At 44.1% G+C, this 12,227-nt stretch carries 9 protein-coding genes and 3 pseudogenes; 10 read left to right on the forward strand and 2 right to left on the reverse strand.

The genetic code is table 11. The features are described 5' to 3' along the window. Positions 1-204: pseudogene (locus JL57_RS12705) on the forward strand (2-oxoacid:ferredoxin oxidoreductase subunit beta); the annotation flags it as partial. Then, a complete protein-coding gene (locus tag JL57_RS12710; protein ID WP_366557020.1) occupies positions 197-898 on the forward strand; it encodes a 2-oxoacid:acceptor oxidoreductase family protein in 702 nt (233 codons plus the stop codon). The pseudogene JL57_RS12705 and the gene JL57_RS12710, both read left to right, overlap by 8 nt. 7 nt (positions 899-905) lie before the next feature. Here JL57_RS12710 and JL57_RS34315 read toward each other — a convergent pair. Next, a pseudogene (locus JL57_RS34315) lies at positions 906-1,124 on the reverse strand (transposase). A 167-nt stretch (positions 1,125-1,291) separates the two neighbouring features. Here JL57_RS34315 and JL57_RS12715 point away from each other — a divergent pair. The 8 genes from JL57_RS12715 (at position 1,292) to JL57_RS12750 (ending at position 11,327) form a co-directional block, all read left to right on the forward strand. Next, positions 1,292-3,349, forward strand: coding sequence for a sigma 54-interacting transcriptional regulator (locus tag JL57_RS12715; RefSeq protein ID WP_291300027.1), 2,058 nt, complete (start codon positions 1,292-1,294; stop codon positions 3,347-3,349). A 518-nt stretch (positions 3,350-3,867) separates the two neighbouring features. After that, positions 3,868-4,044 carry a benzylsuccinate synthase gamma subunit family protein gene (locus JL57_RS12720; RefSeq protein ID WP_034142426.1) on the forward strand — a complete coding sequence of 59 codons (177 nt, stop codon included), beginning with the start codon at positions 3,868-3,870 and terminating at the stop codon, positions 4,042-4,044. A 34-nt stretch (positions 4,045-4,078) separates the two neighbouring features. Further along, positions 4,079-6,667, forward strand: a complete 2,589-nt coding sequence (locus JL57_RS12725) for a glycyl radical protein (RefSeq protein WP_034142427.1) — start codon at positions 4,079-4,081, stop codon at positions 6,665-6,667. Positions 6,668-6,911: 244 nt separating this feature from the next. Then, on the forward strand, positions 6,912-7,148 hold the full coding sequence (locus tag JL57_RS12730; protein WP_034142428.1) for a benzylsuccinate synthase beta subunit family protein: 237 nt from the start codon (positions 6,912-6,914) through the stop codon (positions 7,146-7,148). A 103-nt stretch (positions 7,149-7,251) separates the two neighbouring features. Continuing rightward, positions 7,252-8,109 (forward strand): MoxR family ATPase, encoded by an 858-nt coding sequence (locus tag JL57_RS12735; RefSeq protein WP_034142429.1) that lies wholly within the window; start codon positions 7,252-7,254, stop codon positions 8,107-8,109. A gap of 63 nt (positions 8,110-8,172) precedes the next feature. Then, positions 8,173-9,870, forward strand: coding sequence for a vWA domain-containing protein (locus JL57_RS12740; protein ID WP_034142430.1), 1,698 nt, complete (start codon positions 8,173-8,175; stop codon positions 9,868-9,870). 30 nt (positions 9,871-9,900) lie between these two features. Then, positions 9,901-10,284 (forward strand): pyridoxamine 5'-phosphate oxidase family protein, encoded by a 384-nt coding sequence (locus tag JL57_RS12745; RefSeq protein WP_034142431.1) that lies wholly within the window; start codon positions 9,901-9,903, stop codon positions 10,282-10,284. A gap of 53 nt (positions 10,285-10,337) precedes the next feature. After that, positions 10,338-11,327: a glycyl-radical enzyme activating protein gene (locus JL57_RS12750; RefSeq protein WP_291300028.1), complete on the forward strand. Its 990-nt coding sequence runs from the start codon at positions 10,338-10,340 to the stop codon at positions 11,325-11,327. Positions 11,328-11,587: 260 nt separating this feature from the next. Here the strand turns inward: JL57_RS12750 and JL57_RS12755 are convergent. Then, a pseudogene (locus JL57_RS12755) lies at positions 11,588-12,227 on the reverse strand (reverse transcriptase/maturase family protein); the annotation flags it as partial.

Raw genomic sequence — 12,227 nt, forward strand, 5'->3', positions numbered from 1 at the left:
GTTTCCTATGGACGCCGCAATAAATTTAAAACTCCAGCAGATATGCTACTCTGGCAAAAAGAGCACGCCTTCCAAGCAGGAAAACAAGCGACCCGCGAGGAAGATTTCCAGATCGGCGAGATCTTCAAATCACAAGCTCCGGAGTATACTCAAGAATACGATAAACTAAGACAGAGATTAAGGGAGGGCAGTCATCATGGCTAAACAAGAATTTCTGTTAACCGGAACCGGCGGACAGGGTTTGATTTTAGCGGCGATCATGTTGGCAGAGGCCGGAATTATTGCTGACCAAAATGTCGCCCAGAGTCAAAGCTATGGACCCGAGGCCAGGGGAGGTGCCAGTCGAGCTGAAGTCATTATCGGAGACGAAGGGATTGCTTACCCTAAAGTCGAAAAACCGGACTTTGTCTTAACTCTCAGTCAAGAAGCCTATAAAAAGTATGGCTTATCGCTAAATGACGAGGTCATCCTGATTGTGGATAATTCGCAGGTTACAGAAGTTAAGCCGCGCAGTATCAACTTTTATTCGTTACCGATTACTAAAACTGCCCGTACTCAATTTGGTTCCGAACAAAGCACTAATGTTGTGGCTTTAGGAGTGGTGGCTTCATTAAGTGGTAAAATACCTTGGGAGAATGTTTTGCAAGCTGTTCAGCAACGAGCTCCGAGAGGTACAGCGGAACGAAACATCAAAGCTTTGGAATTAGGATGGCAAATGGGACTGGAAGTGCGGGCTACACTAGAAACGATACATCGTCAAAACGAAGGTGATGAGCAGTGGTGGGATCACCGTACCACCCTTCAAACGGGTGGTTTGATTATAGAGCCCTATAAGGGCATGTTACTGGCTACGCCTGAAGGCGTGGTTTCGCAAGCCATTGTTACTTGCTACCCCTAAAGGGGTCTTACGATTGCTGTTTTACGTTATCTTCGATCCTGTCCGCTTCAACCTGATTTTTGATGTACTTTTTGATCTCTTCCTCATTCCTTCCCACCGTATTGACATAATAGCCTTTTGTCCAAAAATGTCGATTTCCGTACATCACTTTCGTCTATATATTGGGAATGAATACAGTATGGTACGTGCAATCCCATTTCGTTTGTGATAGACTCGAATTGTCCATTTGGGTGCCCTCCTCTGCTGACTTTGGCTTGCGAAACCTTTGTCATTTAGCAGAGGAGGGCTGTTTTTATTATGTTCATCGATACTTCCTTTTCCGTTCTCCCACGCATAGCGTGGGGCTTAATCTTGAGTTAATGAAGAAATCTTTCATCAGGATGGTGAGGCAACTTGGAAAAATTAAAAATTAAGGACATCATGACGGTTAACCCCATTGTGGTTAACCAGCAGGTAACTGTTCAAGGGGCTGTTTCCTTAATGCTCAAACATCGTATTGACGGTTTGCCGGTAGTGGATAATCAGGAAACATTAGTGGGTATTTTCACCAAAACCCATGCCCTTAAGGCGTTAGGGCTGGATACTAAAATACCAGTCTCAGAAATTATGCAAAGAAGCGTGATAATTATCAGCGATGAAGCTTCGCCCGAAGAAGCCTGGCAAATCCCAGTGGGGAGATTGGTTGTGGTAAATAGCGCCGGTCAAATGGTGGGGATAATCACCAGAACAGACTTGGTCACGGCTTTTCAGCGAAAGCTGGAGTATGCTTTAGAGGAATTTATAGATATTATCAATTCCTCCCATAACAGCATTATTGCTGTTGACCGGAACGGGCGAATTGTTTTGATGAATAAAGCTGCCGAAAAAATGATGGGGATCGCTGTGTCTGAGGTTCAGGGAAAGGACATAGATAGTATTATCGCTAATTCGGGGTTGAGCGAAGTGATCCAAGGCAGTTCCTGTCAACTTGACCTTAAAGTTTGCATTCGTGATAAAGTTATTTTGGCGAATAGAACCCCGATCATTAAGAACGGAATAATTATTGGTGCTGTAGGTGTTTATCAGGAGATCTCCGAATTGGAAAATTTGGCTTCCGAGTTTAAAAACGTTAAAAGAATTAATGAAGAACTAAATACAGTAATCGAGTATTCAGCAGATGGTTTTATTGTTGCGGATGCAGATGGCAATATTATAAAAGCCAACCGGGCCAGTTGCGATATTCTGGGTATCCCAGACAGCGATATCATTGGCAAGCATGTGAACTGGATGGTAGAAAAGGGATATAATACCGAATCGGTTATCATGAAAGTTTTAAAAACTAAAAAACAGGTAAGTCTGACCAAAAAATTAAATAATGGAAAAGAAGTTCTAAGTACCGGTACCCCTATTTTTGACGAAAATGGAAATATATATCGAGTAATTTCCAATTTACGAGACCTGACTGAACTAAATAGATTAAGCTTCGAGTTAAACAAGGCTAAGTTGGAACTGGAACAATACAGAATGGAGAATTCATCTGAGAACATTATTTACCGCAGCATTGAAATGAGAAGAAATGTAGAAAAGGCAATCAAGGTTGCTAAGTTTGATTCCACGGTGATGTTATTAGGAGAATCAGGTGTAGGTAAAGAAGTGTTGGCTAAATTAATTTACAGTTCCAGTAAGCGCAGTAAAGGACCCTTCGTTAAGATTAACTGTGCAACTATCCCCTATAACCTTTTTGAATCCGAACTTTTTGGCTACGAAGGAGGTGCTTTTACTGGGGGCAGTAAAGAAGGCCGCCTTGGGCTCTTGGAACTGGCTAACAACGGTACAGCTTTTTTGGATGAGATAGGGGAAATGCCTTTGGATTTGCAAGTAAAGTTACTCCGTGTGTTGCAGGAGCGGGAAATTCTCCGGGTTGGCGGTCGAAAGCAGATCAAGCTGGATATCCGGATCATTGCGGCTACAAACCGGGATTTAGAAGAGATGGTGAAAAAAGGGCGGTTTAGAGAAGACTTATATTGGCGACTTAATGTCGTATCCATTCAAATTCTCCCTTTAAGAAAAAGGAGAGAAGATATAACGGCTCTTATTTATCATTTTATGCAAAATTTTAACCAAAAACATAATACTAATAAAACGATAACAGCTTCGGTTATTGCTAGAATGGTTGAGTATAATTGGCCTGGTAACGTTCGGGAAATTGAAAATACTATCGAAAGAATGTTAGTTTTAAGTACTGGCAGCACTATTGATCTTGATTCCTTATGGTTTGACTCAGATCAAAATAAAATTGAAAAATGGGCCACTTTAAATTACTGGGAAGTTATGAATGAAACGGAAAAAAGACTTATAACGCAAGTATACAATGACTGTAAAAGTACCCGTAAAGCAGCCAAAATATTGGGAATCCATCAATCGACTATTGTGAGTAAACTAAAAAAATTTAAACAACTAAGTGATGAATAACCTAATCGCGATTACATATGTATTCAAGTAGCCTTAAGGCCTTATACCATGGTTGTTTTGTACGTTGAGTTTTAATAACTGATTATGAATCTAATCATTAATTATCTAATAATTAATATAATTAATAATATTCTTAATTACATTGTTTATGGCATGAAGATGACAATTTATAAAACCAAAGGGTTCAGGATTCAAATTGTAAAGTGAGTAAAAAGGTAAAAAGAAAGGATGATAAGTTTCATCCTTTGATATCTGATAATTCGTATAATTAATAATATTCTTAATTATTAATGTTAATGGCATGTTAATTGCATAAATTAATGTTTGTAAAGATATTTACTTTGGATGTTAATGCTCGCTTATATCAGTTATATATCCCTTGTCCGCAGCGAGCGCGAGAAGAATTCACGTCGCTAAGGGGGTGGTTGATTAAAGGTGACAATTTAAAAACCAAAGGGTTCAGGATTCAAATTGTAAAGTGGGTAAAAAGGTAAAAAGAAAAGAGAGGATGATTACTGGTGGCTATTTGTGCTGAATGCAAATCTTTTTTTTCTGTACCGGATAATGCCGATGATTATGAGCCGGGCAAAGGGGACTGTGTGATTGAAGAAAAAGACGAAAAGGGGAAGTATTGGCTTTCCAAGTCGACAATGGATAAAGAGCATTGCGAAAAATTCAAATCCAAAAAGGTATAATAAGACAATTTTGGTATAAGGGGGGTTGTTGTTAATGGCTAAAAGAGCTGCGAATGTACAATACAAGGGTAAGGTCATTGAATTTCCATTCGAAAACCCGGCGGAGGAAAATATTCCTGATGAGGAACTGCACGAGCATCTGGCGCGCCCTAGCACAGAGAGGACGAAAAGGCTTAAAGCACGGTGTCGTTGGAAGCATGCTACGGCAGGAGAATTCGTTGAGGAGAGCGTAAAGGGCGGAATCGAACGGATGCGCCTGATAACCGAGGCTCATAAGAACTCAGATGGCAGGCCTGAAGTTATTCGAAGAGCGCTGGGACTGGCCAATATTCTCACTGGTACGGTTGTGTTGCAGGAAGATGAACTTATCGTTGGCTATCATGCCGAACATCCAAACTGGATTCCGCTTTATCCTGAGCTTTCCTACATGGCAGTGCAGGATTACATTCAAAGTAAATACGCTCCTCAGCCAGTTGAAGAGGCTAAGGAAATCAATAATTATTGGTTTAAGCACTCCCTGCAGTCTCACAGCCAGCCGTATTTTACCCAGGAAGAACTCTCCCAGATGTATCAGGTGAGTTCCATGGAGGCACCGTCTTTTGCCACCGGTTATAACAGCATTGTGCCTCCCTACGAGACGGTGCAGGAAGATGGCTTGTTGAAGAGAATTGAACTGGCTGAGCAGCATATCCGGGAAGCTAGGGCCAAGATGGCTGCGCCGTATTGGAATGCTGGTGAACGGCTTCAGTATATTTCTAAAATTGATAATTGGGAAGCCATGGTTATTGCGGACAAGGCTGTTATTGCTTGGGCCAGACGCCACGCCCGCCTGTGCAAAATTGTGGCAGAAAATTTTGAAACTGATCCCAAGCGCAAAGAAGAATTATTAATGCTCGCTGATATTTGCCACCGGATACCTGCCGAACCGGCCAAGGGTTTGCGGGATGCAATGCAGGCTAAGTGGTTCACTTACCTTTTATGCCACGCAATTGACCGTTATGCCAGCGGCTATGCTCAGAAAGAGGACAAGTTGCTTTGGCCTTACTATCAGATCAGTGTTATGGAAAAAAGCTTTCAGCCTATGTCTAAACTGGATGCGGTGGAACTGGTGGAGTGTGAAAGGTTGAAAATTTCCGAACATGGGGCCGGCAAGGCACGGGGCTATAGGGAAATATTCCCTGGCTCAAATGATCTGTTTATCCTGACCGTCGGTGGGTTAAACAGGGATGGTTCGGATGGGTGTAATGATATGACGGATGCAATCTTGGAAGCAGCTAGGAATATCAGGACCACCGAGCCTTCCATCGTCTTCCGCTGGCATCCCAAAGGGCGGCTCCAAACCAAGAAATTAGTCTTTGAATGTATTCGGGACGGCTTGGGTTATCCTTCAATCAAACATGACGGGATCGGAACCTCCCAAATGACGTATTTTGCCCGTTTCAGCAAGAATAATAACGGGGCTACCCCGGAGGAAGCCCACGATTGGGCCAATGTTCTTTGCATGTCCCCGGGACTTGTGGGGCGGAGAAAAACCCAGAAAACCAGGTCAGAAGGCGGCGGTTCTATTTTCCCGGCCAAAATCATGGAAATAACTCTGAATAATGGCTATGACTGGAGTTATTCCGACATGCAGTTAGGCCCGAAGACGGGGGCTATTCAGGATTTCCAAACGTTTGAAGATTTATGGGAAGCCTACCGAGCCCAGTATCAGTATGGCATCAGTATGGTTATCAGGGCCAAAGATATTTGTCGTTACTTTGAGACAAAATATCTCCAAATGCCTTTTGTGTCCAGCATTGACGATGGGTGCATGGAACTGGGGATAGATGCCATGGAATTGTCCGAGCAGCCCAATGGCTGGCATAATCCTATCACGACCGTAGTTGCCGCAAATTCCTTGGTAGCGATTAAAAAACTGATCTTTGACGAGAAAAAGTATACCTTGAATCAGTTAGTGGAAGCCCTCCATAGCAACTGGGAAGGTTACGAAACCATGCAGCGCGACTTCTATAATGCTCCCAAGTGGGGCAACGATGATGATTATGCCGATGAGATCATCAAACGATTCTATGAAGATATAATCGGTGGGGAAATGAGAAAAATCACCAACTATTCCGGTGGCCCGGTAATGCCGACAGGTCAAGCGGTAGGTCTGTATATGGAAGTCGGTTCTCGGACCGGCCCAACTCCTGATGGCAGGTACGGCGGAGCTGCTGCAGATGACGGCGGGATTTCACCGTATATGGGAACAGACAAGAAAGGGCCCACGGCTGTTCTCAGGTCAGTGTCCAAGATTGACACCAGCACTCAGAAAGCCAATCTGCTTAATCAACGGCTCTCGGTTCCGATTATGCGCAGCAAACATGGGTTAAATATTTGGATGGCCTACATGAAAACTTGGTACGACCTAAACATTGACCATGTCCAATTTAACGTGGTCAGTACGGAGGAAATGCGAGCAGCCCAAAAGGAACCGGAAAAGCATGGCGACTTGATTATCCGGGTCTCGGGATTCAGCGCCCGGTTTGTGGATATCTCCAGTTATGGGCAGGAAACCATCATCTCTAGGACGGAGCAGTCCTTTGGAGCGGAGGATTTGGAATTTTTGGGTGTTAACCTGTAGATTTTTCTCTGATATTGGTCTGGGAGTTTGTCCGATGTAACAGGGTCTGCAACGCCGAAAATATTTTATATCAAAATTGCAGCAATTGCCAAGAAAACCTTTCTCATTGGCGCTGTGGCATACAAGATGCGGTCTCGAACGCTTAGTGGTTGCGCAAGGGTATCGATGAACCGAAACTGAAACTGAACTGAAACGGACTTTTGGAAGCATAAGACATTAATATTATTAGGAGGTGACGTTGAGTATGGCTGAAGTACAAGCGAAGACTAGAGCTTATGATCTCAGGTATGAACTAGGAACCACAAAACCCTGCCTGAAATGCAAATTGGGGATTGAGGATCCTACTGACCCTTCCAAGGGCCAGTGCATCGGCTCTAGGACGGCGCAGGGTGGAGTATGGAAAAGATTGATTAAAGATTATTACAATATGACTTGTGCTAAATTCTCTGAAGGGGAAGTTGACTTCCGAGATCATGTTTAAATGAGCTGACATGCACCCTGTATTCACAGGGTGCATGTTCTTCAACCTTAACTGATCGGAAGTTAAGGCTCAATTGAGTAAGGGTACGAACGGGGGAACAGAAATGACAGCTAATAAAATTGTGATTCCGAAGCAAGATCCTTTCTTTTATGTGGAAAGCGATACTTTGAGAGTACTTCAGAGAGTGGAAAAAATCTCCAAGAAGCATCCTGTCAATGTTTTAATCAGTGGCAGGCAGGGCTGCGGTAAATCCTCGATTGTCCGGCAATATGCCGCAGTTTTTAAGCGGCCGTTAGCTACCTTCCAAATAGGAATATTGTCTGAGCCGGGTCAGCTTTACGGGGAGCATGTTTTAGAAAACGGGGAGACTAAATATCGCCCCTATCTGTTTCCGGAGGCTATCCAAACCCCAAACTGTGTTGTGCACTTGGAGGAAATCAACCGTCCGGAGCACCCCAAAGCCCTCAATATGCTTTTCTCGCTGTTGGCGGAAGACAGGCAGGTTTGGATGGATGAACTGGGCCTGCTTAATGTGGCCGAAGGAGTAGTCTTTTTTGCAACGATGAATGAAGGGGAGGAATATATTGGTACGGAAACCATGGATCCGGCTTTAAGAGATAGATTTTATACCGTGTTGATGGATTATATACCCATGGAAGTTGAAGCTGAGGTTTTGGCGCAAAAAACGGGAATCAGCCGGGAAACTGCCCAGGAAATAGTCAGGATTATTAATCGACTTCGTGACCATTCCGATTCGCCCATTGATGTCTCCACCAGAACAAGCTTGATGATTGCCGAAATGGTGGCCATTGGAGCCAGTGTCCGAGAAGCAATTATCTATAGCTTGCAAATTAACCGAGAACACCTCGAATCGATTCTTTTAACCCTTCATTTGGAAAAAGGGATTGCGGAAGTTCAAAATGCCAACGAATATGTCCTGTTTGTCAAACCCAATGATTAACACGGGTGTGCGGGTCTAAAAGCATGTCCAGACGACAAGTTTTTTCAGGCGGGGGGGAGCAGGGTGAATGAAAACCGGGATGTGATTAACAGATTTTATATTCAGGGCGGGGAAGGAATTTCTGAATTCTGGCGCCGCAACAAATCACCCGTTGAATCCAGGGAACTGGCCAATTTGTTGCTAGCAATCCGGAAGATTGTCAGGTTTATCGGGCCCAATGTCGGGAGTATTATTTGGTCTGGGATGAAGTCATCCAATGAAGCCAGTGATATTAATCTGAACCCCTCACTGGTTGTGGGTAGTTATCCTGTTCCTGGCGGCAAAACAGATTATGCGATCGGAGTGGTGGTCAAGGAAGCGTACAAGCAAATCGAGTGGAGTGAGCGGGCGATAGCCCTGGTTGGTAGAAAATTAACCAAAATGTCTTCTGATCACACCTATAGACTCAAAAACTTTCTGATGATGGCGGAACAGATCTACTTGGATTTGGTTGCCAACCGCTCGGTATTGGGTTTGTACGCAGAAAAATACCGGCAGGGTAAATTTAAAGAGGCTAGGAAAAATTTTGTTCAGCCCCCGACCATGGATGAACTGCTCCATATTTGGTGGCTGATGGCGGCTGACCGGAGTGGCTGTAAATATAAGGAAGAGTTTACGGATGCTATGTATGGCTTGTTCGGCTATAATCTCGAGAACTATTATAAGGAACCTCTTCGTTTGTTGAACTCAATTGTATGGGAATTAACGGAAGAATGTCCGAAAATCCAGAGTATAGTTGAGCGGTGCGAGTATCGCGCTAATCTCTATTTAAGAATTTGGGATGAATATCTCAAGGCAACCAAGTTTTGGATAACCGATATACGGGACTCAACCTATATGCCCAAGGCGCTGGAGGTGGGTGATATTTTTGACGGGGAGCTCGGGGAAACTTTGAAGCCCATTCTGGCGGTGATTGCCAAAGAAATCGAATCCCTCCTGCAGCAGAATCAGAACCTAACGGAAGATGTTCGTTTGATTACCAACGATGACACTGAACTGGTTCCGATTGAGATTAGCGACATTGTCCTTCCCCTGCAGGAACCGGTGGACCGGGATCTGGTTCAGAAATTACGACTCGCTCTGCAAAGCCACTCCAAGCAAAGGAACATCATCAGCCGAGGGCTGAAAAGCGGCAAGATTGATCCTCGACGCTTGTACCGGGCTCCGATGACCGGTGAAATATTTTGCTATAAGAAAAGTAAATACGAAATGGAAAATGATCTTATCCTGCTGGTGGATGCTTCCGGTTCAATGGGAGGCCCGAAATGGAAAACAATGCAAAAAATCTTCACTGCCCTTTTTGATGCTGTAAGGAGTTTCAATAAAAATCCCCGAGTTTTTGCCTATAACGAGACTAGAAGTATCTGTTATTTAACGGAGCTTACCTCCCAAAAAGAAGGGGTATATACGGTATTGCCACAGGGGAAAACAGCTTCGGGTGAAGCGATCATTGCCACTGCTCTGCTGCTCAAGCGAAGAATGAGGACTCCTTTTATTATTCATCTCACAGACGGGGCTTCTAATTGGGGCAGTCAGGTCAAATATGCCACTGATTTCTGCAAGAAAAAGAAAATAAAATTAATGACCTTGGGTTTTGGATGTGAAAGAGATAACAAAACAGCGCTCAAGCAAGAGTATGGTGAGCAAGTTGAATTTGTTGATACTCTGCAGGAATTACCTAAGAAACTGGTAAAATTGTTGTCTCACACCACTTATATGTAGAAGGAATTTTGAAAGGAGGAGATCTGGAGCATGGCTAAGATAACTTCAGAAATGAGTGAACTCGTTGAGAAAGAACAATGTTTGGTGGCAACAGCTGACCGGGAAGGACGCCCTAATCTTGCTGTAAAAGGATCGACAATGGTTATAGATGGTGAGACTCTGGCTTTTGGTGAATTAGGAGCCGGAATAACCTACCATAACATCGTTGAAAACCCACAGGTAATGGTGGTTGCGGTCAACTTGAAGAACAGGACGGGATACCGCTTTTTGGGAAAGGGTGAGTTGCTTTCTAATGGGCCGTTGTTTGACAAGTTTGCGGCCCTGTTTGCCGGAATGGGTAAACCCAACCCTATAGCAGTTGTCCAAGTTAAAGTTAACGAGATTTTTGATTTACGGGGCAAGAGACTGGAGTGACAGTGCTGAGTGACTACTGCGATAAAACAAAGCGAAGGGATGGGGGGAGAAGTTTGCGTACGGTTCCAGGTTGCGATAGCAAAAGCAAAATAACAAGACCCCTAATAACCAATATCCAGCGCTATTCTCTGCAGGATGGGCCTGGGATAAGAACAACTGTTTTTCTCAAGGGCTGTCCCTTGAGGTGTCCTTGGTGTCATAATCCCGAAGCACAACGAACGTCACCGGAGGTTTATTATGATGCAGAAAAGTGCATTGGTTGCGCCAAGTGTGCTGAACATTGCCCAACCGGTTCAACTTATCTTGAAAGGGATGGATTGGATTTCGTGCTTAGATTCGACCGTGAGAAATGCACGGGTTGTGGTGAGTGTGTCAGCGTTTGCCTAGCGGGAGCGAGAGAACTAGTCGGGCAGAGTCTAACCATTGATGAAATTGTCAAGGAAGCGGTGGCTGACCGTCTCTTTTTCCATAATTCCGGGGGGGGGGTTACCATCAGCGGCGGCGACCCGCTTTATTTTCCGCAGTTCACGATTGAATTAGCTAAAAGGCTAAAAAATGAATATGTCCATTTAGCGCTGGAAACTGCAGCCTTCTGCCAATGGACGTATCTGGAGCAGTTAGTAGAATATATCGATCTTTTTTTGATTGACCTTAAAACCATGGATGCCGAGAAATATAAAAAACAGATTAAGGGTGATTTGGCTGTTATTCTGAAAAACCTGGAGAATTTAATTGCAAAAAAGGCACCAGTCAGGGTGAGGCTGCCGATTATTCCCGGTTTTAACGATAGCTTAAGCGACTATGCGGCCTTCGTAAACTACCTTGGTCAGCTGCACGGTAAAATAGCAAGCGTGGACATTCTACCCTTCCATTGTTACGGAGAGAAAAAGCATCAATTTTTAGGAAAAGAAGACTATCAATATCGCGGTGTTCCTAACCTGACTTATAAACCAATTAAAGTTCTGGTGGACATGCTGACAGAAGTCGGCTTCATTCCCGGGGTGAGTCTTACAGTGGGAGGATTAATAGGAGTCAAAAATTAGGGATTTGGTTCAGGCAAATTTACGCTGATTATGTCTCATTCAGGGACAGTTTTTAAGAATAAGGCACGTAATAGATTGTTCGGAGTAAAGTGCTTTATATTAGGACAGTTGTCCCTTGAAATGAGTGTCCGTTTGTAGTGCATTTTTTTGGGGGTAGGGCTAGATATTGGGAGGTGGAACAAATTGGCATAGAATTTGCATGGTTATACAGTGATCTTTAGTAATTCCGTACCGTTTAGAGTAAATGATTCTCGAAACATGCGGTAGTCACCTTTGGTGTCCATCTCGATAATGCTTTCCATAAATCTGTCCAGCTTATCGAGATAGATGTTGCAGAGTATGGGGCTGCAACAGGAACCCTGTGCGTTACCGGTTTTGGTTCCATGGTAAACGTGCTGCATGTCGAAGTAGCCGGCCTTGAGCATCTTGTTGATAAGCCGGATGAATCGTTCGTCGTTGATACGCTCACGAAGTACCGTTTCGAGTGTGCGATGGTCAATTTCATCAAAGCAGGCGGAGATATCGCCCTCAATAAACCAAATCGTACCTCTCCACGTCTCTACCTCGGCTATGGCGCTTTGAGTGGACCGTTTTGGCCGGAAACCGTGAGAGAGGTTAGAGAAGGTAGGTTCGTAGATGCACTCCAGGATAATGCGGATAGCCTCCTGAACCAGCTTGTCCTTTCCATTTGGAAAGCTGAGCTTGCGCATTTTACCATTGCGTTTAGGTATCATCGTTGTTCTGTTTGGCTGAGGCTGGTAGGACTCGTCACGCATGGAAGCGATAAGTTCCGTAATCCATTCCTCGCAAAAGCCATGCAGGGAGGTGCCATCAGCGCCGGAGGTTTCTGCTCCGTCGTTGGACTTCACGGAGTTGTAGGCAACGATGTACAAGTCTCTG

This window comes from Desulfosporosinus sp. BICA1-9, from assembly GCF_000802135.1.

Excerpts from the sequence above, each read along its gene's own strand:
- JL57_RS12710 (WP_366557020.1), top strand. The coding sequence starts at position 197 with ATGGCTAAACAAGAATTTCTGTTAACCGGAACCGGCGGACAGGGTTTG.
- JL57_RS12725 (WP_034142427.1), top strand. The coding sequence starts at position 4,079 with ATGGCTAAAAGAGCTGCGAATGTACAATACAAGGGTAAGGTCATTGAA.
- JL57_RS12730 (WP_034142428.1), top strand. The coding sequence starts at position 6,912 with ATGGCTGAAGTACAAGCGAAGACTAGAGCTTATGATCTCAGGTATGAA.
- JL57_RS12735 (WP_034142429.1), top strand. The coding sequence starts at position 7,252 with ATGACAGCTAATAAAATTGTGATTCCGAAGCAAGATCCTTTCTTTTAT.
- JL57_RS12745 (WP_034142431.1), top strand. The coding sequence starts at position 9,901 with ATGGCTAAGATAACTTCAGAAATGAGTGAACTCGTTGAGAAAGAACAA.